The organism is Acidobacteriota bacterium (genome assembly GCA_028875725.1).
Taxonomy (GTDB): domain Bacteria; phylum Acidobacteriota; class Thermoanaerobaculia; order Multivoradales; family Multivoraceae; genus Multivorans.
The window spans coordinates 608,686-629,971 of the sequence record JAPPCR010000015.1; the positions used below are offsets into that span (position 1 = coordinate 608,686).

19 protein-coding genes are annotated in these 21,286 nt (G+C 68.8%); 13 read left to right on the forward strand and 6 right to left on the reverse strand.

Annotated elements, in window-relative coordinates:
• Positions 1-22: 22 nt before the first annotated feature.
• The 3 genes from OXI49_14040 to OXI49_14050 are packed head-to-tail and all read left to right on the forward strand — an operon-like array spanning position 23 to position 4,544.
• Positions 23-1,582 (forward strand): peptide MFS transporter, encoded by a 1,560-nt coding sequence (locus tag OXI49_14040; GenBank protein MDE2691633.1) that lies wholly within the window; start codon positions 23-25, stop codon positions 1,580-1,582.
• A 37-nt stretch (positions 1,583-1,619) separates the two neighbouring features.
• The gene (locus tag OXI49_14045) at positions 1,620-3,404 is read left to right on the forward strand and encodes a gamma-glutamyltransferase (GenBank protein ID MDE2691634.1); all 1,785 of its coding nucleotides are present in this window, start codon (positions 1,620-1,622) and stop codon (positions 3,402-3,404) included.
• Positions 3,405-3,440: 36 nt separating this feature from the next.
• Positions 3,441-4,544 carry a membrane dipeptidase gene (locus OXI49_14050; protein ID MDE2691635.1) on the forward strand — a complete coding sequence of 368 codons (1,104 nt, stop codon included), beginning with the start codon at positions 3,441-3,443 and terminating at the stop codon, positions 4,542-4,544.
• Here the strand turns inward: OXI49_14050 and OXI49_14055 are convergent, their stop codons facing one another.
• Positions 4,545-5,228 carry a peptidylprolyl isomerase gene (locus OXI49_14055; GenBank protein ID MDE2691636.1) on the reverse strand — a complete coding sequence of 228 codons (684 nt, stop codon included), beginning with the start codon at positions 5,226-5,228 and terminating at the stop codon, positions 4,545-4,547. It lies immediately after the preceding gene.
• Positions 5,225-7,642, reverse strand: coding sequence for a DPP IV N-terminal domain-containing protein (locus OXI49_14060; protein MDE2691637.1), 2,418 nt, complete (start codon positions 7,640-7,642; stop codon positions 5,225-5,227). Before OXI49_14060 ends, OXI49_14055 begins: the two co-directional genes overlap by 4 nt.
• 150 nt (positions 7,643-7,792) lie before the next feature.
• Between OXI49_14060 and bla the strand changes: the two genes are divergently transcribed.
• Together bla and OXI49_14070 are read left to right on the forward strand one after the other, a co-directional pair.
• Positions 7,793-8,863: a class A beta-lactamase gene (gene bla / locus OXI49_14065; GenBank protein ID MDE2691638.1), complete on the forward strand. Its 1,071-nt coding sequence runs from the start codon at positions 7,793-7,795 to the stop codon at positions 8,861-8,863.
• Positions 8,863-9,612, forward strand: coding sequence for a TetR/AcrR family transcriptional regulator (locus OXI49_14070; protein ID MDE2691639.1), 750 nt, complete (start codon positions 8,863-8,865; stop codon positions 9,610-9,612). The genes bla and OXI49_14070 overlap by 1 nt, the downstream gene beginning before the upstream one ends.
• A gap of 69 nt (positions 9,613-9,681) precedes the next feature.
• On the opposite strand, the gene OXI49_14075 is transcribed toward OXI49_14070, so the two are convergent.
• A complete protein-coding gene (locus OXI49_14075; protein ID MDE2691640.1) occupies positions 9,682-10,929 on the reverse strand; it encodes a mandelate racemase/muconate lactonizing enzyme family protein in 1,248 nt (415 codons plus the stop codon).
• A 42-nt stretch (positions 10,930-10,971) separates the two neighbouring features.
• Between OXI49_14075 and OXI49_14080 the strand changes: the two genes are divergently transcribed.
• From OXI49_14080 to OXI49_14115, 8 genes are read left to right on the forward strand one after another with little or no spacing between them, the layout of a single operon-like run.
• Positions 10,972-12,354, forward strand: a complete 1,383-nt coding sequence (locus OXI49_14080; GenBank protein ID MDE2691641.1) for an MFS transporter — start codon at positions 10,972-10,974, stop codon at positions 12,352-12,354.
• Positions 12,351-13,544, forward strand: a complete 1,194-nt coding sequence (locus tag OXI49_14085; GenBank protein MDE2691642.1) for a serine hydrolase — start codon at positions 12,351-12,353, stop codon at positions 13,542-13,544. Before OXI49_14080 ends, OXI49_14085 begins: the two co-directional genes overlap by 4 nt.
• Before the next feature lie 16 nt (positions 13,545-13,560).
• Positions 13,561-14,607: a CPBP family intramembrane metalloprotease gene (locus tag OXI49_14090; GenBank protein MDE2691643.1), complete on the forward strand. Its 1,047-nt coding sequence runs from the start codon at positions 13,561-13,563 to the stop codon at positions 14,605-14,607.
• Entirely contained in the window at positions 14,604-15,872 is a 1,269-nt protein-coding gene (locus tag OXI49_14095) for an aromatic ring-hydroxylating dioxygenase subunit alpha (protein ID MDE2691644.1), read from the forward strand. Before OXI49_14090 ends, OXI49_14095 begins: the two co-directional genes overlap by 4 nt.
• Positions 15,869-16,408 carry an aromatic-ring-hydroxylating dioxygenase subunit beta gene (locus OXI49_14100; protein MDE2691645.1) on the forward strand — a complete coding sequence of 180 codons (540 nt, stop codon included), beginning with the start codon at positions 15,869-15,871 and terminating at the stop codon, positions 16,406-16,408. Before OXI49_14095 ends, OXI49_14100 begins: the two co-directional genes overlap by 4 nt.
• Before the next feature lie 13 nt (positions 16,409-16,421).
• The gene (locus OXI49_14105; protein ID MDE2691646.1) at positions 16,422-17,189 is read left to right on the forward strand and encodes an SDR family NAD(P)-dependent oxidoreductase; all 768 of its coding nucleotides are present in this window, start codon (positions 16,422-16,424) and stop codon (positions 17,187-17,189) included.
• Positions 17,190-17,225: 36 nt separating this feature from the next.
• Positions 17,226-17,486 (forward strand): AbrB/MazE/SpoVT family DNA-binding domain-containing protein, encoded by a 261-nt coding sequence (locus OXI49_14110; protein MDE2691647.1) that lies wholly within the window; start codon positions 17,226-17,228, stop codon positions 17,484-17,486.
• Positions 17,483-17,884, forward strand: coding sequence for a putative toxin-antitoxin system toxin component, PIN family (locus OXI49_14115; protein ID MDE2691648.1), 402 nt, complete (start codon positions 17,483-17,485; stop codon positions 17,882-17,884). The genes OXI49_14110 and OXI49_14115 overlap by 4 nt, the downstream gene beginning before the upstream one ends.
• On the opposite strand, the gene OXI49_14120 is transcribed toward OXI49_14115, so the two are convergent.
• From OXI49_14120 to OXI49_14130, 3 genes are read right to left on the reverse strand one after another with little or no spacing between them, the layout of a single operon-like run.
• Positions 17,881-19,143 (reverse strand): CapA family protein, encoded by a 1,263-nt coding sequence (locus OXI49_14120; protein MDE2691649.1) that lies wholly within the window; start codon positions 19,141-19,143, stop codon positions 17,881-17,883. The two genes, OXI49_14115 and OXI49_14120, sit on opposite strands and share 4 nt — an antisense overlap.
• A 15-nt stretch (positions 19,144-19,158) precedes the next feature.
• Positions 19,159-20,307 carry an alpha/beta hydrolase gene (locus OXI49_14125; GenBank protein MDE2691650.1) on the reverse strand — a complete coding sequence of 383 codons (1,149 nt, stop codon included), beginning with the start codon at positions 20,305-20,307 and terminating at the stop codon, positions 19,159-19,161.
• A 14-nt stretch (positions 20,308-20,321) separates the two neighbouring features.
• On the reverse strand, positions 20,322-21,281 hold the full coding sequence (locus OXI49_14130; GenBank protein ID MDE2691651.1) for a VOC family protein: 960 nt from the start codon (positions 21,279-21,281) through the stop codon (positions 20,322-20,324).
• Positions 21,282-21,286: the final 5 nt, after the last annotated feature.

Consider the following 21,286-nt stretch of genomic DNA (forward strand, 5'->3'; position numbering starts at 1 on the left):
CGCGTGTGAGGATGCTCCAAGCGTGAGCTTTTGGCGAAGGATCCCGGTCTTCCGCGACCACCCGCCTGGACTGGGCGTCTGCTTCCTGGTCGAGATGTGGGAGCGCTTCTCGTACTACGGGATGCGGGCGCTGCTCATCTTCTACCTGACGCAGCACTTTCTCTTCAGCGACAGCCGCGCCTTCGTGCTCTACGGCGCCTACGCGTCGATGGTCTACCTGCTGCCGGTGCTCGGCGGCGCGGTGGCGGACCGCTGGCTCGGCCCGCGCAAGGGGGTCACCTTCGGCGCCCTGCTGCTGGTCGCCGGCCACTTCCTGATGACGATCGAGGGTCCGGCGGCGACGGAGATTTCGTCCGCCGGAGGGCTCGTCGTCGAGCGCAGCGATTTCCACCTGAGCCTGTTCTACCTGGCGCTGGCGCTGATCGCGACCGGCGTCGGATTCCTCAAGACGAACGCCTCCACGGTCGTCGGCGCCCTCTACGAGAAAGGCGATCCGCGCCGGGATTCCGGCTTCACCGTCTTCTACATGGGGATCAACCTGGGCGCGGCGGTCGCGCCCCTGCTCTGCGGCTGGCTGGGCCAGACCTACGGCTGGCGCTACGGCTTCGGCCTCGCCGGCGTCGGCATGCTCGCCGGATTGCTGCTCTACCTGAGGGGCCAGAAGTACCTCCGCGGCCACGCGGATCCGCCGCGGCCGGAAGCTCTGAGGGAGCACGTGATTCCAGGGCTTCCTCGCGAAGGCGCCATCTACCTCGCGAGCCTGGGCCTCGTCGGCGGGGTCTGGTGGGTGCTCCAGCATCCGCCGGTCGTCGGCGGCCTGCTGTCGGCCACCGGCGCGGCGCTGGGCCTCTTCATCCTCTACTACGCGCTGCGACGGTGCGACCGGACGGAGCGCGACCAGCTTCTGGCCTGCGCCGTCCTGGTGGCCTTCACCATCGGCTTCTGGGCTTTCTACGAGCAGATGGGCAGCTCGCTCAACCTCTTCGCCGACCGCATGGTCGACCGCGAGTTCTTCGGGTTCGAGATTCCGGCCTCCACGCTGCAATCCCTGCCGGCGATCTATGTCATCGCACTGGCGCCGCTGTTCAGTTGGTTGTGGATCGCGCTCGGCCGGCGCGGCCGGGAGCCCTCGACACCCATCAAGTTCGTACTCGCGATCGTCCAGATCAGTCTCGCCTTCCTTGTACTGGTGCTAGGCAGCGCCCTGCGGCCGGACGACGGCAAGGTCGCTCTGATCTGGTTCGCCCTCACCTTCCTGCTGATGGTGACCGGCGAGCTCTGTCTGGCGCCGGTCGGCATGTCGATGGTGACCCGGCTCTCGCCGAAGAAGATCGTCTCGACGATGATGGGGTCCTTCATGCTCGCCTACGCGGCGTCGAGCTACATCTCGGGGTTGATCGCCCGGCTGACGAGCGCCACGACGGTCGGAGGAGAGGTCGCCGACTTTGAAGCGGCGCTCTCCACGTACGGCAACGTCTACACCAGGATCGGGCTGCTGGCTCTGCTCGTCGCGGCGGTCCTCGGTGCGCTGACGCCTCTGCTCGTGCGCTGGATGCACACTTCCAGGTCACGGTCGGCGTAAGCTCTGCTAGCCGCTTCCCGCACTTGAGGAGAAGACGATGAAGAAGACAAGGCTCCGCGCACTCTGCCTCGCCGCCTGGTTCGTCCTCGCCACGCCTGCCGCGTTCGCCGGCGCGGCCGACGAGGCGACGGTCGACCTCAGCCCGGCCAACTGGAGCGACCGCGAGGCGCTCGAGGAGCTGAACGCCTTCTTCGAGACGGACAAGCCGCTGGCCGAAGGCGAGAACGGCGTAGTCAGCGGCACCACCGGACCGGCGGCGGTCAGGGCGGGCCTCGAAGCCCTCCGCCAGGGCGGCACCGCCGCGGACGCCGTGATCGCCACCGCGCTCACCCAGATCTCGCTGGCCGGCGGCGCCTGGGTCAGCTACGCCGGGATCTTCAACCTCGTCTACTACGAGGCGGAGAGCGGCGAAGTGTTCAACATCAACGGCGCCTACGACACGGTCCGTGGCGAGACCGAGCCGATGACGATCCCGACCTCGACGACGATCGGCGCCAAGCACCAGCCGAGCGGACGCACCGCCCTGGTGCCGGGCTTCTTCGGCGGTCTCGGCGCCACGCACGACCGCTTCGGGAAGCTGCCGTGGGCCAGCCTCTTCGAACCGGCGATCCACTACGCGGAGAACGGCGTCCTGCTCGGCTCCATCCACACGAGCATGATCGAGCGGCGCAAGGAAGCGCTCTCCCGCCTGCCTTCTACCCGCAGCATCTTCACCGACGACGACGGCGCCTTTCTTGGCGAGGGCGACATGCTCCGGCAGCCGGAACTCGCCTCGACTCTCCGCGCCGTCGCCGACCAGGGGATCGACTACGTCTACCGCGGTCCCTGGGCCGAACGGCTGGTCGAGGCGGTCCAGCGCGACGGCGGCAAGCTCTCGATGGAGGACATGCGGAGCTACGAAGCCCTCACAGCCTCGCCCGTGCACTCCACCTACAACGGCTTCGACGTCTACGGCCACGGCCTGCCGGCGCAGGGCGGCGTCCACGTCGCCGAGGTGCTCAACCTCTCCGAGGCGGCCGGGCTGCGCGACATGGGTCACTATGCGAAGTCGCCGGAGACCTTCTTCTGGGTCAACCAGATGACCAACCTGATGAGCCTCGTCTTCCTGCCCGAACCGATGCGCCGCACGCTGTACGGCGACCTCGACGCCACCCTGGCGGGCCGGACCAGCAAGGAGAACGCCGCGGGTCTCTGGAAGAGGATGCAGTCGGGCATCGCTCCCCTGACGAAGGTCCCCGCCCCGGTCGATCCGAAGCACTCGGACGCCATCGTCGCCATCGACGCGTACGGCAACGTCGCCGCGGTCGTCCACACGATCAACACGTCGGCCTGGGGCGACACCGCGATCTTCGTCGACGGCATCTCGATCCCCGACTCGGCGGCCTTCCAGCAGGCGCTGATCGCCGAGACCGGCCCCGGCAAGCGGCTCCCCGACCCGACCGAGCCGATGATCGTCTTGCGGGACGGCAAGCCGGTGGCCGCCCTCGCCTCCATCGGCTCCGGCCTGCACCAGAAGACGATCAGCGTCCTCCTGAACCTGCTCGACTGGGAGATGGACATCAAGCAGGCGATCGACGCTCCGTCGCCGCACCTGCCGGCGTTCGGCCCCATGGGTTCTCCCAGCACGCAGGTCATCGAAGGCGACTTCTCTCCCGAACTGCTCGAGGCGGCGCGCGGGCTCGGGCTCCAGATCAAGGTCGTGCCGGCCGGCATCGAGTCGCGGGCGCCGCGCGGCTACGTCGTCGGGGCGACGATCGGTGAGGACGGCAAGCGGCGCGCCGCGGCGACCACCCTGCTCAGCGGTCTGGCGCTGTCGCACTGAGCCGCCACCAACGGCCGGAATCGGGAGAGGACACTGATGGAGATCTCTGAGCGCGCCGCCGCTCTTCACCGCGAATCGATCGTGATCGACGGTCACTGCGACATCCTGATTCCCGTCAGCGACGGCAAGGTGAAGCTCGACCAAGGGGTCGAACTCCCCGACTCCGAGGGCTGGCAGCCGCCGCTCGGCTTCGACATCGGCCCCTTCGCCCTGTTCGGGATGTCGGCGCACACCGTCTGGTTCGGGTGCATGGGCCAGTACGACCTGCCGCGCTGGCGGGAAGGCGGCATCACCTCGCAGCTCTGCGCGGTCTACCTCGACGACGAGCAGCTCAACAGCCCGCTGCATCGTGGGCTCGAGATGACCTGGAACCTGCACCACGAGGTCGAGCGGCTCGACGACCTGGTGCTCGCCACTTCAGTGGCCGAGATCCGCCAGGCGAAGAAGGACGGACGCGTCGCCCTGGTCTTCTCCTTCGAGGGCTGCGAAGCGCTGGGCGCCGACCCGCGCTTCCTCGATCTGTACTACAAGCTCGGCCTGCGGGTGGCCAGCCTGACCCACACCCGCCGCAACATCTACGCCGACGGCTGCTGGGCCGCCGACGACCAGGGCGGGCTGACGGCCGCCGGCAAGGCACTGATCGACCGGATGGTGGAACTGAACATCGTCGTCGACCTGGTGCACATCGGCGAGCGCGGCTACTGGGAGATCCTCGACCGCGTCGACCGTCCAGTCATCCTCTCCCACACGACGCCCACCATGTTTCCCAACAGCGACCCGGAGTCGCGCCTCGGCGGAGGTACGCTCCCTCGAACGCGCCTTGAGTTGCCGCGCGACCGGAAGATGCTGGAGGCGATCGCCGAGAACGGCGGCGTGCTGGGACTCATCCACATCACCCACCGCAACCTGTCCGAGGTCGTCGACGACATCGAGACCGCGCTCGACGTGATGGGCCCGGACCACATCGGCATGGGCAGCGACCACTACGGCATCGAACTCGCGCCCGAGGGCCTGGAGCACATCGGCAAGGTCCCCGCCATCACCGAGGAACTGCTCCGCCGAGGCCACAGCGACGGGACGATCCGCAAGTTCCTCGGCGAGAACTACCTCCGCGTCTTCGAGGAGGTCTGGGGGCGGTAGCTAGTCGTCCAGGACCCGGGCTTGCCGAATCACCACCGGCTGCTCCAGCATCTGGCCGCGTGTGACCTCCGACCCGGCTTCCGTGAGCGTCGGGAGACCCTGGATCTCCTCGAGGACCTCCATCCCGCGCACCACATGCCCAAAGGTCGCGTAGCCCTGGCCGTCGGGCTGGCGCGTCGTGTTGCCGGTGTCCAGCGCCGGGTTGTCGGCGACGTTGAAGAAGAACTCCGAGTCGGCGGTTCCCGGCTCCAGCCGAGCGTAGGCGATCGTGCCGCGTTCGTTGGGGATGCCTGTCGTGTCGGTCGTCTCATGGGCGATCGGCGGTATCGGCCCGCCCCCGGGAGGTGACGACTCTCCCCTCCGCAGGACCTCACCGAGGAGTCCGCCCTGGACTACCTGGATCGGGTTCGGCCCGGTCGTGTTGTCGGGGCGCGTCACCCTGTAGAAGGTCGCGCCCTCGTAGTGCCCGCCCGCGACCCAGGCCAGGAAGTTGTTGGCCGAGATCGGGGCGCGGTCCGGGTAGACCAGTACCTCGATCTCGCCGAGAGCGGTTTCCAGAACCACGCCGACGGTGTTCTCTTCGGACTGGCACGCCAGCCCACCGCAGAGAACGAGCATTGCGCCGGCGCCCAGCACCAGCCGCTTCGTAGCCAAGATCGGGCTGTGCCCGAGGACGAGCTTCACGAGCCCGGCGGCGACAGGCGGTAGTCCGCGGGCGGCTCCTTGCCCGCGAGGTGGCGCACGAAGTAGTCCCAACTGCGGCGAAGGAAGTACGGATCGGACATGAAACCGTGGTTGCCGGAGGGCAGGACGATCAGGTCGTAGTCCCGGTTCGCCTTCGTCAACGCCTCGATGACCTGCAGCGTCAGCGCCGGCGGCACGTTGTCGTCCAAGGCGCCGTAGGCGAGCAGCAGCTTGCCTTCGAGCTGGTGGGCGATCGAGGCGTTGGCCTGCTCCTCGTAGCTCACCGTCTCGGGGTTGCCGTGGTACGACTCGCCCCAGAGCTGGATGTAGCCCCGCTGGTCGTGGTTGCCGGCCGACGACACCGCCACCTTGTAGAACTCCGGGTAGGCGAAGATGGCGCGCGCCGAGGCGAAACCGCCCCCGGAGTGGCCGTAGACGCCGACCCGGTCGAGGTCCATCTGCGGATAGCGAACGGCGAGCTGGCGGATGGCGGCCAGGTGGTCGGGAAGACCGCCGGCCTCCTGCAGGTTCCCCTCCGAGCGCGCATGGAAGGCCTTCGAGCGCAGCGGCGTTCCGAAGCCGTCGACCGTGACCACGACGAAGCCGAGTTGCGCCAGCGCCAGGTCGTAGCTCAGGAACAGCGTCGGGTCGTGCCAGTTCTTGGTCACCCGATGCACCTGCGGCCCGGGATAGATGCCGTCGATCACCGGGTAGCTGGTTCCTTCCTCGTCCGGGTCGAAGCCGGGCGGGAAGAAGACGTTGCCGTAGATGTCCGTCTTGCCGTCCCGCGCCTTGACGGTGAAGGGAACCGGCAGGGCGGTCAGCTCGACCAGCGACTCGAAGTCGGCGACTTCGAGTTCCACCGCGACGCGGCCGTCCGGCAGCAGGACCCGCGACCGCGGCGGCTGGTCGATGCGCGACCACTGGTCGACGAACGACTTGCCGCCTGGCGAGGCCGTCACCGTGTGGTCGCCTGGTTCGGGCGTGAGGATCTCCGGGCGCGACGTCGTGCGGTCGAGCGAAGCGCGGGCGAAGGTGCGCAGGTAGGGGTCGGCGGCGGGATCCAGGCCCGCCGCGGTGAAGTAGACCGTTCGCGACGCCTCGTCGACATGCACGAGGTCACGCACCAGCCAGGCGCCCCGGGTGACCTGGCGGAGCAGACCGCCGTCGCGGCCGTACAGGTAGAGGTGCGCCCAGCCGTCGCGCTGCGAGTACCAGAGCACCTCGCCGCTCTCGAGCACCCTGATGTTGGGCGTGCCCGTGCCGATCAGGAGGGTCGGCTCGACGTGGTGCCTGGAGGTCTCGGCCACCAGCGTGCGGGCGGCGCCGGTCGAGGCGTCGATCTCGTCGAGCCGCATGGAGCGCGCGCCGCGCGGCCGGCGCAGCAGGTACGCCTTCGAGCCGTCGTCGTTCCACCAGAGCTGACCCAGGTCGGCCAGCGCCATGAAGGGCGTGTGGACCCGCTCGGTGTCGACCGGTCTCACCATGCCGCTCTCGGCATCCACGAGCAGGAGCTCGCTCCACGGCACGCCCTCGTCACCGGGGATCGGCATGCGGAAGGTGTGCAGGATGGGCCGGGCGCTGTCGCCGAGATCGGTGGTCTGCAGGACGTGCATCTCGCCCACGTCGCGCTGGTCCAGGCGGACGGTGAGAGCTGTCCTGCCGTCAGGCGACCACAGGGCCGAGGGCGGAAACACGACGCCCGCGCGCTTCTCGGTGATCGTCGAGAGCCGCGCCTCGGGACGCGAGGCGTAGTCGTGGAACGGCACGCCGTCATCGGTCAGGCGGCGCTCCTCGCCGCTCCCGGTGGTAACGAGGTAGAGGTCGTGATCCCGTACGACGAGGCTGTACGTCCCGTCGGGAGACGGCAGTGGCGGGGTCTCGTGCCGAGCTACTTCAGGCTCGGCGCCCTCGTCACCCTTCTTCTCGTCCTCTTCTTCCACCGCGGCGGCCGGCGCTTCGACGCGCGAGCACCCGGCGCCGTCCACGGTGCATCGGAACGACTCGGGCCCCTTCTCGCCCGGGATCTGGAAGGACACCTCGCCGTCCGTCGACAGGTCGATGCTCTCGAACGGCAGCGCCAGGGGCTCCGCGGGCTCGTCGCGAAGTCCGCTCAGCGACGCCGCCAGCCGGGCGTGATCGAAGGCCGGACGCCGCCGCTCGTCGCTCGCCAGCGGCTCGACCCGCCAGAATCGGTGGCCGTCACGGTCGTCGCTGCGGTACCAGAACGCCTCGCTGTCCCCGATCCAGTGCGGCGTCACCGTTTCGTTGAAGATCAGCGACGCGACGCCAAGCATCTTCGCCGCGCGGTCGTAGGCCGAGGCAGGCACCTCGTCCTGCGCCGCGAATGCAACGGCCGGTCCCGCGAGCGGGACGACCATCGCCACCCGCAGGACGGCGCCTCGTATCTCCATTCTCTTCATTCCTCCCAAGCTTCCTGGAACTCATCCGTGGCCGGCTAGCGCTCCGCTCCCCGGCCCCTGCTGGTTTGGTTACAGTCGTATACCAGTTTCCGTCCGCGGCGCCGCGGCCTCGCGAGCGACGCCTGATCATCAGGAGAACCGATGTCTCGATTGCACCTCTTCCGTCCCCGCCTGCGCGTGTTCCTGCTAGCCGGCACCATCGTCGCCCTGGTCGCCGCACCGGCTTCGGCCTCCGAGCGCCTCGAACTCCTGGGCGACGATCCCGGTTTGAAGCACCTCGGTTCCGAGATCGAACGCCTCGCCGAGGCCAGCCTCGGGACGGTGGGAGTCGCCGCGATCCACCTCGAGTCCGGTCGCGGCGTACTGCTCAACGCCGACGAGCGCTTCCCGATGGCAAGCACCTACAAGGTGCCGATCGCGGTCGAGATCCTCGCGCAGGTCGACGAGGGCAAGAGGTCGCTCGACGACCTCATCACGATGCGGACCAGCGATCACGTCGTCACTCACGGCGTCCTCAGCGACTTCTTCGACACGCCCGGCTCGCGCCTGACCATCCAGAACGTCCTCGGCCTGATGCTGCGGATCAGCGACAACATCGCCACCGACCTGCTGTTTCGGGAGGCCGGCGGCGCCGAGGCCATCACCGGGCGGATGAAGGAGTTCGGCGCCGAGGGAATCCGCGTGGACCGGACGACCCGGGCGTACATTGCGAACTGGCTCGGCCGGGAAGACGCCACCGTCGCCAGGCCGATGCCGCCGGCCGAGTACAACCGTCTCATCCTGGAAGGGAACTCGAGTCAACTGGATGAGGCCCGGCTGACCGAGCTGAACGAGGTGTTCAACTCCGACCCGCGCGACACCGCAACGCCTCGAGCGATGGCCGCCCTTCTGCGGAAGATCTGGAAGCGGGAGATCCTCAGCGAGAAGAGCTCGGCCCTGCTGATCGACATCATGGCCCGCTGCGAGACCGGGGAGAACCGGATCCCGGGAGCGCTGCCGCCGGGCACCCCGGTCGCCCACAAGACCGGCACGATCGGCGAGACGACCAACGACGTGGGCGTCATCACCCTGCCGGGCGATGCGGGGCACGTGATCTCCGTCGTCTTCGTCAAGCAGTCCAGGCTGCCGTCCAACGCGGCGATGGAACCGGTGATCGCGGAGATCGCGCGGGCCTCGTACGACTACTTCGTGTTCAACCGCGGCACCTCCTGATGCCCGAGGCCAACGTCTCCACCCGTCTGCGTATCGTGGGTAGGCCGCGGCGACCCGCCGCCTTCCATGAGGCGCTGGCGGCCGAGGAAGGCCTCCGGAAGGCCAAGGGCGAGCGGACGCGGGTTCGCCTGATGGCGTCCGGCTGCGAGTTGCTGCAGACGACCAACGTCGACTCGCTGATGATCAGCCGGGTCAGCAGCCAGGCCGGGGTCGCGAAGGGCGCCTTCTACATCTACTTCGACAGCAGGAGCGCCTTTCTCGAGGAGCTGTGCCGGGAGTACGTCGCCTACGAGATGTCGACCTTCCCGGGACTCGACCTCGACATGGACGCCTACGCCATGGTCCGCACGATCGTTGCCTGGTACGCGGACGTGTTCCGGAAGAACTCCGGGATGATCCGCTGCCTGGTGCGCATGACCGATGTCGAGGAGCCGTTCGCGGAACTCTGGAACCGCCGGAACCGCGAGATCGCCGACCGGATCGTGTCGTTCCTGGTCTCATTCCTCGGCATCGACGCGAAGGATCGGGGACCGCTCCGCGAGCTGGTCAACGCTCTCGGCGACGGCATGGACCAGGCGCTGTTCGCCCGCCATCGCATCGACGACGCCTGGCACCACACGCCGGCAAAGCGGCGTTCCTTCGTCGACCTGCACAGTCTCATCATCTACCGGGCCGCCTTCGGGGGCGATCCGGAGCTGCCGAAGTCGTCGAGGTTTCGGCAGCTGGTCGAACAGACGGGCCGGCGTTAGAGCGGATGCCGGCGGGGACGCCGGCGCACCCGGTGTGCGGCGCCTTCGACGCGCCGAGGACGCTCCGCCTTAGTCGAAGTCGAGCCGCCGCCCGTCCAGCGTCGTGTACGGCGGGATCGGGTCGGTGGCGTGGAACCCGAAGATCATGTCGCCGTGGTTCCCGTCCGGAATCTGCGTGACGTCGGGCAACCGGTGCGCCTCGACGAAGTCGGGATCGAGTTCGATGCCGAGTCCGGGACGCCGGCCGAGATCGAGCAGGCCGTCCTCGACCGTCAAGGGCTCCCCCAGCAGACCCTCGATGAACCGGTTGCCGGTCTGATCGACCTCGACGGTCAGCCCGTGCCGGTGCGCCGCCACGACGTGGCCGTTTGCGATCACGGCGACCGGATCGCACCAACTGTGGGGCGCGAACTGGAGCCCCGCGCTCTTCGTCATCTCCGCGATCCTGTTCAGTTCGCTGATGCCGCCGCAGCGGCTGGCGTCGGCCTGGAGGATGTCCGCGGCGCCGCAGCGGATCAGCTCGCGAAAGCCCTCGACGCCGAACTCGCACTCTCCCACCGCGATCGGCAGGCCGGCGACCTGCCTCAACGCCACCAGGTCGTCGATCTCCAGCGGCTGGAAGGGCTCCTCGAACCAGAAGATCCGGTGCTCCACCAGGTGCCGCGCCAGCGAGGTCGCCATCTCCAGGTTGTAGCGCCGGGTTCCGTCGGCCATCAGGTCGATCTTCGGGCCGACGGCGGCGCGGGTCAGGCTGACGGTCTTGCGGTCGTACTGCTCGTCGACGCCGGTCCGGAACTTGACCCGCCGGAAGCCCTTCTCGACCATGCGGACCGCCGTATCGGCGACGGTCTCGGGTGAGCTGTAGAGCAGGCCGCTGGCATAGGCCGGGACGCGGGAATCCTCGCCGCCGAGCAGTTCCCAGACCGGCTTCCCCTCCTGCTGGCCGAGAAGGTCCCAGAACGCCTGGTCGAGGCCGCCCATCGTCGTCAGCGCCACGCCCTTGCGGCCGTACCAGTTGGTGCGGAAGAACAGCCGCCACCACATCCTCTCGATCTGGAGCGGATCGAGACCGATCAGGAACGGGCGCAGGTGCTTGACCGTCACCTCCACCAGCTCCGGATGCGAGTAGGCGGAGCCGGTTCCGACCCGGCCGTCGTCGGTGTGCACCCGGATCAGCGAAGCGAGGCGGCCCTTGACCCTGCCCCAGGGCCCCACCCAGCCCTTCCCCTCCGGGTACTCGAAGTAGAGGTGAATGGTCTCGATGTGGTCGATGCGCACGGTGTCCTCCAACTCGCGCAAAACTGACTTGCGGGTCACTTCTGACTATACTGAACCGGACTACGGCAAGGAGAACGACGCTTGGCCAAGCGGGTCCCGCTGCGACATCTGCTGTTCTACGCCAGCCCGGGGATTCCGCTCGCGCTGTTCATTCCTCCGATGCCGGCGGTCCTGGCCGCGTTCTACGCCCAGCACACCGCGGCGACGACTGCGGGTATCGGCACGGCGATGCTCGTCGCCCGGATAGCGGACGCCCTGACCGATCCGCCGATGGGCTACCTGTCGGACGCGACGAAGGGCCGCTGGGGCCGCCGCAAGCCCTGGCTCCTGGCGGGCTCTCTCCTCGGCATGCTCGCCATGTGGGTCTTCTTCATGCCCCCGGCCGGCGCCGGCAACTGGTACTTCCTGCTGGGCCTGCTCCTCTACTACGTCGCGATGACGGTCATGAACATCCCGCTCCGCGCGTGGTCGAGCGAACTCTCCGACGACTACAGCGAGCGCTCCCGACTGTCGCTCTACCTGACGACGGCGCTACTCGTCGGAGGCCTCCTCTTCTTCATCCTGCCGCCGCTGCTCGCCCACGAATCCGTCGGACTCCTGGCCTCGGCCGAGTTCAACCGCGACACGATGGCCCTGTTCGGCTGGATCGGCATCGCGCTGATCCCGCTGCTGCTCGGGGCGGCGTGCATCGGCGCGCCGGTCGGTCGCAGCGCCGGCCAGCCCCAGACGTCGATCATCGAGTCCTTCAAGGCGGTCCGGGCCAACGGCCCGTTCTGGTCGCTGATGACCGCGGAGTCGCTGAACTACATCGCCTCCGGCGTGTCGTACTCCGTGCTCATCATCGCGCTGTCCAACTACTGGGGCTTCGGCGACCGGGTATCCATCTTCCTGCTCATCGTCATCGTGGTTCAGGTCGCAGCCATGCCGCCCACCGGCTGGCTGGCGCTCAGGCTCGGCAAGCACCGGACCTGGGGGCTCGGCGTTCTCGGTCAGGCGCTCGTCTTCCCGCTGATCTTCGTCATGCCGCCCGGCGCGACGCCGTTCTTCGTCATCGCGCTGTTCGGCGCCGCGATCTCAATCTTCCAGGCGCCGCACATGATGATGCCGATGGCGATGCTCACGGACACCGCCGACTACGACCTGATGAAGAGCGGCAAGCAGCGCACCGGCAACTACTTCGCCCTCCAGCACCTGATCTACAAGGGCATGAACGCGGTCGGCTACTCGCTGGGCTACTTCCTGCTCGCCTGGGTCGGGTACGACCCGGCGATCCCGGAGAACACGGCGTCGGCGAACCTCGGGCTCCAGGTCATCGTCGGCGTCGTCGCGCCCGTGTTCCTGCTGGCCTGCGGCGTCGTCCTGTTCCGCTATCCGCTCACCGCGGAGCGCCATGCCGTCATCCGGCGCTTCATTCGCCGCCGCGAGACGCGGCTGTCGGCCACCACCCGGCAGGTCCCGGGATGACGCAGAACGCGCCGGCCACGAACGCTTCCAGCAGCCTCGAGCGCGAGCTCGACTCGCTGCTCGAAGGCCAGTCGGCGGCCGGCGCCAGGAACGCGGTGGCGCGCATCGAGGCGCCGGCGGCGGGTTTCGCCTATGAGCACGCCGTCGGCGTCGCCCGCGAGGACACCGGCGAGGCGATGACGCCCAGGCATCGCTTCCATACGGCGAGCGTGAGCAAGTCGATGACCGCGCTCCTCGTGCTTCAGCTCGCCGAGGAAGGCGCCCTCGGGCGCGCCGGGGTCGACGCCAGGTACGTCGAGTTCGAGGTCTTCCCCGACGAGGTGCAGGAGCGGCTCCTCACACGGGGCGGGCGGCCCGCCTTGGCCGGCGTCACCCTCCGTCACATGCTGTCGCACACCTCGGGGTTCCGCGACGCCTTCGTCGACGACGGCTCCCGGACCTCAGCGGATGCCGGCGGAGCGGCGCCGGGATCGATCATCGGCAGCAACGCGACGCGGGACATGACCGTCGCGTGGTCCCCCTGGCTGCCGGACGGCGACGCGGAGAACGAACGCGGCGTCATCAACTACTACCTGTCGCAGCCGGACATGGCCGAGGCGCTGTTCGAGCCGGGCGCCGCGTTCCACTACAGCGATACCGCCTTCGTCCTGCTCGCGCTGCTCGTCGAGCGAGTCACCGGCGAGAGCTACCACGCGAACCTGAGGGACCGGATCATCGAGCCCTGCGGTCTCGGCGACACCTACCTGGCCTACCGGGACGATCCGCCGCTCGGACCCCGTCGACAGCCGGAGTCCGACGTCCATGCCCGCGGCACGGCCGTGTTGAGCTCGGGAGGGAACCTGTCCTTCGACTGGGGCGGCGGCGGCCTCGTCACCACCGCCGGAGACCTCGTCCTTTTCCTGCGAGCGCTGATGGACCGGAAGCTCTACGGCTCCGACCCGACCCTGCGCGACATGACCGCCTGGCAGCAGCCGCCGGGTCTCGCGCCGCGGCGAACCGGTGTCGGGCTCGGGCTGTTCAGGACCGGTTACCAGGCCGGCGAGCTGTGGGGACACTCGGGCGCCTGGGGCGCGAAGATGGACCACGACCCCGCCGCGGGCATCTATTTCGCCGGCACCGTCAACCGCACCGACGCGGCCACCGGTTGGCACCACGCGCTGATCGCGACCGTCGCCGAGCACATCCGATGAGGAGGGCAAGACACCAATGCGCGACCTGATCCGACGCCATCCCTTCTGGACCTTCTACGCCGCGGCCGTGCTGATCGGCCTGCTGGCCTGGATCTACCTGATGACGGTCGAGGTCGTGCTGCAGGGGGAACGCGGCCCCGACTACAGCGCCTACGGCGAGTTCGTGGGCTACCGGGACGCGACCCGGGCGGCGCACCCGACACTCCACCACCACGGCGACAGCGTCCTGCTGTACATGCAGGCGGCCGCCAGCAAGATGTCGATCCTGCTGCCCATGTTCTCGTTCCCCTTCGCGCCGACGCTGGCCGCGCTGCTGATCGTCTGGATCGGCTGGAAGCGGCTCGGGCTTCGCGCCCTGGTCGGTCTCTACCGCCCCATCCGCGGCAACGTGAGCCTTCGCGAAGGCGCCCAGCTCTACGCCATCCTGGTCGGCTTCCTGGTGACCTTCGTGAGCAGCCTGCTGATCGTCGAGCAGCTCTTCGGCGACCCGGCCAGGGTTCCGAACGCGGTCGCCCACATCGGGCTGCTGGACTGGCGGACCTTCGTCGTGACCCTCCTTGTCGCGGGCTTTCTCAACCAGGGCGCGCTGCTCGAAGAACTCGGCTGGCGCGGCTACGCCCTGCCGCTGCTCGTCCGCAAGTGGAGCAACCCCCTGGTTGCCTGCGTCGTGCTCGGCGTCCTCTGGGCGTTGTGGCACTTCCCGCGCGAGATCCCGGGAATCCTGTCCGGCCAGCAGACTCTCGCCGCCCTGGTGCAGTGGCACCTGATCTTCTTCCTGTCGACGATCGGCATGACGATCGTCGCGTTCTACTTCGTCAACGCCGCGGGCGGCAGCGTCATCCCGGCGATCCTCATCCACGGCGTCCTCAACCACGTCGGCAACATGTTCGGCGCCGAGCAGCTCGTCGGCCGCTCGTACGGCGGGATGATCGGGCCGGTCGGCTGGGCGGTCGCCGGCGTCGTGGTCATCGCCCTGGTCGGGCCGGACCTCGGCTGGCGGCGCCGGGTCGAGGTGCTCGGCGACGACGACCCGAGCCTGATCTGGTCGGGCGGCGCACGATGAACGCCTGCGTTGACCTGATCGAACGGAGCGTGGCGCCCGACGCCTCCTGGATCCGGCCCGACATCTTCGCCGACGAGGCGCTTTACCGGCTCGAGCAGGAGAGGATCTTCGGCCGCTGCTGGCTACTGCTCGGCCACGAGAGCCAGTTGCCCGAGCCCGGCTCGTTCTTTCGCACCCACATGGGTGAGGAGCCGATTCTCGTCACCCGCACGCTGGAGGGCGAGGTCCGCGCCTTCCTGAACCTCTGCCGGCACCGGGGCGCGCAGCTCTGCCACGAGGACCGCGGCGTGGCGAAGTCGTTCAACTGCCGCTACCACGGCTGGGCCTACGCCTGCGACGGCAAGCTGCTGGCGGCACCCGGCGAGAAGCAGCTCTACTACGGCGAGCTGGACAAGGAGGAGTGGGGCCTCGTCCGGGTGGCGCGGGTCGAGAGCTACAAGGGACTCGTCTTCGGCAACTTCGACCCGGACGCCGAGCCGCTCGCCGACTACCTCGGCCACATGGCGTGGTACCTCGACATCCTGCTCGACCGGCGCGCCGGCGGCACCGAGCTGCTGGGCGTGCAGCGCTGGCGGATCCCCGCCAACTGGAAGGTCGTCGCCGAGAATCACGTCGGCGACGAGTACCACGTCGGCTTCACCCACGGATCGCAATTGCCGAGACCGATCGAGAGCCGCGCCGCGCCGATCCCGATGGCCCGCGAGATCCGCCCCGAGCTCGGCCACGGCATCGGCGTCGACATCATTCCCGAGGAAATCTCCCCCGGAGAGCGCGGCGGCTTCGACGAGGAGGTCAATGAGTACCTGCAATCGATCGCCGGGGAGATGAGGGAGCGCCTCGGCGAGATGAGGCCGCGCCTGTTCCCGATCCATGGCCTCGTGTTCCCCACGCTCGGCATGATCCCCATCCTCAACTCCATCCGGGTGATTCACCCGATCGGCCCCGGCGAGGTCGAGCTCTGGTCCTACTGCATGGTCGACCGGGACGCCCCGCAGCGGGTCAAGGACATCCTGATCCAGCGATCGATCGCCGCGTTCGGCCCCGCCGGCGCCTTCGAGCAGGACGACTCCGCCAACTGGACCGGCGTGACGAGAAACACGGTCGGCCACCAGGCCCGGAAACACCGGCTCAACCTGTCGATGGGCCTGGGGCACGAAGGGGAGGTTGCGGGGCTGCCTGGCGAGGTGGGCCTGACCGCGAGCGACATCAACCAGCGCGGCTTCTACCTGCGCTGGGTCCGCGAGATGACCGGGGAGTCGGCATGACGCCCGTCGACGCTCAACTGCTCGCCGACCTGCAGCTCTGGTACGCGCGGGAGGCCCGCCTGCTCGACGAGCGGCGTTACGACCTCTGGCTCGAGATGGTGGACGTTGGCGTCCGCTACCAGGTCCCGACCCGCTACCTCACCGCGCAGGGCGACGTCGGCGACTTCGGCGCCTGGACCGTCGAGCGGGAGCTCACCCAGGCAGCCGATGTGTTCCTGATCGACGACGACTACGCGGGGATCAGGACGCGCATCGAACGGCTGCAGTCGGGCATGGCCTGGGCCGAGATGCCGCCGTCCATCACCCGCCGCATCGTCGGCAACGTCGAGCCGGGAAAAGTCCACGAAGACGGCGGGATCGAGGTCTTCTCGGGGCTCATGGCCTTCAAGAGCCGCGGCCCGCGGGAGCGGAGCTTCCTCACCGCCCAGCGCCGCGATCTCCTGGGTCGCAGCGACGGCGACTTCCGCTTGCGGCGGCGCACGGTAATCATCGACGACACCGTGCTGATGGGCGAGAATCTCTCCATCATCCTCTGAGGGCTCAGGCACCATGGCTGACTTCGACAACAAGATCTGCCTCGTCACCGGCGGCGCATCCGGCATCGGCAGCGCCACCTGCGAAGCGCTTGCCGGCCGGGGGGCGCACGTCGTCGTCACGGATCTCGACGAAGCCGCGGGGCGGGGCGTCGCGGACGCGGTCGGAGGCGAGTTCGCGTACCTGGACGTCAGCGACCGGGACGCCTGGACCCGCGTCGTCTCCGGGGTCGTCGAGGTTCACGGTGGCCTCGACCTGGTCCACCTCAACGCCGGCGTGACGACCTATCCGGCCGCCGGGGGCGGCTTTCCCGCCTTCGACATCGCCGCCATGCCGACGGACGCCTATCGCCGCGTCACGGGGGCCAACATCGACGGCGTCGTCTTCGGCGTGGGTGCGACCGTGCAAGCGCTGGAGAACCGGGGCGGCGGAGCGATCGTCGTCACGGCCTCGGTTGCCGGGCTGGCGACGTGGGAAGTGGACCCCGTCTACACGATGACCAAGCACGCCGTGGTCGGCCTGGTTCGCGGGCTCGCACCGCCTCTCGCCGAGCGCGGAATCACGCTCAACGCGATCTGCCCGGCCGCGGTCGAGACGAAGATCTTCGGCCCCGAGGCCGACGAGTTCGTGAGGGAGGCCGACCTTCGGCTCATGCCGCCCGCCCAGGTCGCGGATGCCGTCATCGAGGCGGTGACTGGCGGCGAGACCGGCCAGTGCTGGGTCTGCTACGACGGCAGGGACCCGATCCTCTACGTGCCGGCGCCGCTTCCGCGGCTGGACTAGTCGCAAACCGGCCGTCTTACTGGTAAGATTCTCGCCATGGCCGAGATTCAGACGACCAAGATGTCCTCGAAGGGCCAGGTTGTGATTCCCGGTGCCATCCGAACGCGGTTGGGGCTCGAGCCCGGCGTTCAGTTCGTGGTCATCGGGGAAGGGGACACGATCGTGCTCAAACCGATCGCTGCACCCTCGATACGCGAGTTCGATGAGGTCATGGAGCGAGCACGCGAAGCGGCCCGTCGCGCGGGCATGAAGCGATCGGACGTTGCCTCGGCGATCGCAGCCGTTCGCTCCCGGTGAAGGTCGTACTCGACACGAACGTGTTCGTGTCCGGAGTCTTCTTCGGAGGCACCCCAGGTCGGGTCCTGGAAGCGTGGCGGAACGGCAAGGCGGAGGTCGTCCTCTCTCGCGAGATTGTCGAAGAGTATGTGCGCGTCGGCGAGGAACTGGCGGATCGCTTCCCGGCCGTCGACTTGAGGCCGGCTTTGGAACTCCTGGCTGTCTCGGCCACTCTTGTTCCGTCGCCTCCGCTTCCGGAATCGGTTTCCCGGGACACCGACGACGACAAGTTCCTCGCGTGCGCCCTGGCGGCAGGGGCTGACTACGTGGTCAGCGGCGACCGGGACCTGCTCGACGTTTCTTCCTACAAGGGGGTCGTCGTGCTGAGTCCCCGAGACTTCGTCGACCTACTTCGTTAGGGGTCTCCTGCCCGCTCCTCCGCCGGCAGGATGCGCACGCCGCGATGTCCACCCACGTCGACGTAACCCGTCCTGTCCACGCGGCCGTTCAGGTTCTGGCTCGCACAGCCGTGATCGACGTAGTCCACGACCTCCCGGCCCTCGGGTGACTCCGGATCGACCGCGCGCACGGCGCCTTCCGGATTCAGCCGGCAGGGCACGAAGCCGAACTCGGAGGGCGTCCCCTCCGCGAGCCTGACGTAGCCCAGAGCGGTCATCCGGGCCTCGGGGTGCAGCGGCATCAGCGGCCAGCCCCTGCGCGGCGCCACGCCGTAGTAGTCCGCATCGTCGTCGAGGACCGGCATGGCGGCGACCATCTCCTCCGGCCAGCGGTCCAGCCGGACGTCGAAGACGAAGTGGCCGAGGCCGTAGAACACCGGCCGGTCGCGGTACCACTCCATGCCGCGCAGGACGTGCTGGTGATGGCCGACGACGATGTCGACCCCCAGGTCGATGCACAGGCGGGCGGTGCGCAGCTCGTGGTCGGTCAGGTGGTGAGCCTTGAAGTGGTCGCCCCAGTGGAAGCTGGCGACGACCAGATCCGCCTGCTCCTTCGCGGCCGCGATGTCGGCCGCGAGGTTGTCGTGGTCCGCCTTGTCGGGCACGGTCGATACCCGCGGGTCGGCGCCCGGCGTGTAGGCGTCGTCGATCAGGTCCTGGTAGAAGTTGTGAGCCCTGAGCGGCGCCAGTCCGGCAAGGCTGCCCCGTGCCTCGTAGCCGCGGGGGAAGACCGAGGCGTAGGCGAGGTAGGCGACCTTCACGCCGCCGGCCTCGAGGATCGCGGGAGCGCGGGCCTCCTCGAGGCTGCCGCCGGCGCCGCAGGTACTGACCCCCTGCTCGTGCAGGCGCTGCCGGTTCTCGAGCATCGCCTCGCGCCCCCCGTCGAGGATGTGGTTGTTGGCCAGCGACAGCACGTCGAAGCCGACCCGGCTCAGAACGTCGAGATTGCGCGCCGGCGGCACGAGGGCCAACCCGGCGCTGGGCACCGATCGGGGATTGTCGGAGTACGGCCCCTCCAGGTTGCCGAACAGCACGTCCGGCGCGGCGAGTAGATCGCGCACCGGCGCGTAGGCCTCGTCCGGATCGTCGCGGTCGGTGAGCAGGTCGCCGACGAAGCCGAGGAGCACGCCGCCGTCGGCGGCGCGGATTAAAGAGGGGCCGCCGACCAGGGCGACGACGCCGGCCGCGGCGCCCGATCTGAGGAATTGTCGTCGGTTCACGTTCGCACCTCCGGTTCAGCGGTCGATCCAGGCGCCGCAGATGGCCACCGCCTCGGCGAGCTTGTCGCCCTGCCCGAGGTAGTAGTGGGTGGCCCCGGCGATTTCGCGGAACTCCTTGTCGTCGTGGGACACCGCGGCGTAGAGCCGCCGCGCGTGGCTCGGCGTGCACGCGTCGTCCGCGCCGTTGTTGACAACGAGCACCGGAACGCTGATCTCCGCCGCGCACGCCAGGCCATCGGCGTTCGACTTCCCGAGGCTCCACTGCGACAGCCAGCTCCGCAGCGTCGTGAAGCGCGCCAGACCGGTCGGCCCCGTGTTCACGGTCTCCGGGTCGCCGAGATAGCACCTGCCCGGGGCCCGGCCGTTCGGATCCACCGCCGGATCGAGCCAGCGCGGATCCGCCATCGTTCCCTGGACGACGAAGCAGTGTTCCTTTTGGGCGCCGTCCTCGCTCTTCAGAGCCGCCAGCCTTTCGACCGCCCAGGCCGTGATCCGCGCGTTGCGGGCGACCTGCGCCCGCCGGTAGCGCTCGAGGAACTCGTCCGAGTAGGGCGGCTGATTCGGGTTGTCCGGGTTGTAGAGATCGAGCTCCGGGTCCTTCCGGTGCGGCTCGCGCTCGTCGAGGATCGAGGCATCGATCCACTCGGTGAGCGTTCCGGCGCGGCTGATGTGGGCGGCCAGCAGCATCACGCCGTCGGCCGGAACCAACCCGGCCGCCGTCAGGTCGTACGGGTCTCCGGCCGGCGTGTGGGTGACGGTCGGGTTCTCCGCCTGCTGCTGGTAGTAGAGCGACAGCGAGCCGCCGCCGCTCCACCCTCCGAGCAGGACGCGCTCGTAGCCGAGTTCCTCCTTCGCGTGCTGGATCGTGCGGCCGAGGTCGACCACGCACTTCTCCATGATGAGGGCCGTGTCGTTCCCCCGATAGCGCCCGTTGCAGTAGATGACGTGGTGGCCCGCCGCCGCCAGTCCCCGCACCAGCGGCAACCAGGCGCCGCCGCCGATCGGGTGGTTGAAGATGACGACCGTCTTCGAGGCGCGCTCGCGCGGCCGCAGCAGGTGACTGTCGAAGAAGACGAAGCCGCCCGGCCCGCCGTAGACGTCGCCAAAGTCGGCTTCCTCGCGGAAGAAGACGGGAAAGGGAACGCGATCGTAGGGCTCGATCATGGCGGCTCGGCCGGTCAGAACTCGACGCGAGGAAGCGCGGCCTCGATCGCTTCCCGCTGGGGTTCCAGGTGCTTCGGCAGCGAGAGGATCGTCCCCAGCGAGTCGAGGTCCTCGTCCACCGTCCAGCCCGGGTCGAGGTTCGACAGCTCCAGGTTGATGCCTCCAGGGGCAGTGAAGTACGTCGAGTGAAACCAGCCGCGGTCCCGAGCCCCGGTCACGATCAGGCCGGCACCGGCCAGGATCCGGGTCCACCGTTCCATGTCCCCGACGCTGTCGACCGTCAGCGCGATGTGGTGCAGGCCGCCGAGACCGTGCCGCCCCCAGGGCCCGTCGCCTCGCTCGACGACATCGATCAGCTTGCCGGGCTCGTTGCCGCCTACGGCGAGCCGCGTGCGGCTGCCCTCGGTGGCGACCACTTCGAAACCGAGGACGCCGACGAGGAACTGCAGGGTCAGCTCGGGAATGCGCGGCGCGACCGTGGCGTGGTGAAAGCCGCGAATCTGGTGCTCCCCGGGAAGGTCGGCCAGCTCCGGTATCCGGGCGTCCTCGCAGCCGACGAGTTCCGACGAGATGCCGTCGAAGTCCCGAAAGTGGAGGACGGGGTCGCCGAACCGGGCCGGGCGATCGGTGCATGTGCAGCCCGCCGCGGTCAGTCGCTCCCGCCAGAAGTCCAGGCTCCCGGACGACACCGAGTAGCTCACGTCGGTGATCGAACCGCGACCGTCGACGGCCGGCGACATCGGGATGCCCTCGAGGACGATGTTCGTCATGATCGTCCCCGGGTGGCCCAGGCGGTCACCGAAGAAGAAGTGCCAGCCGGAGGTCGGGTTCTCCTGATTGCAGGTCTTCTTCACCAGGCGGAGCCCCAGCACATCTCGGTAGAACCGGAGGTCGTTGGCGGCGGAACCGACCAGCCCCGTGATGTGGTGGATGCCCCGGATCGGGCCTCGGGTAGGCCTGCTGAACTCAGCCATGGGAT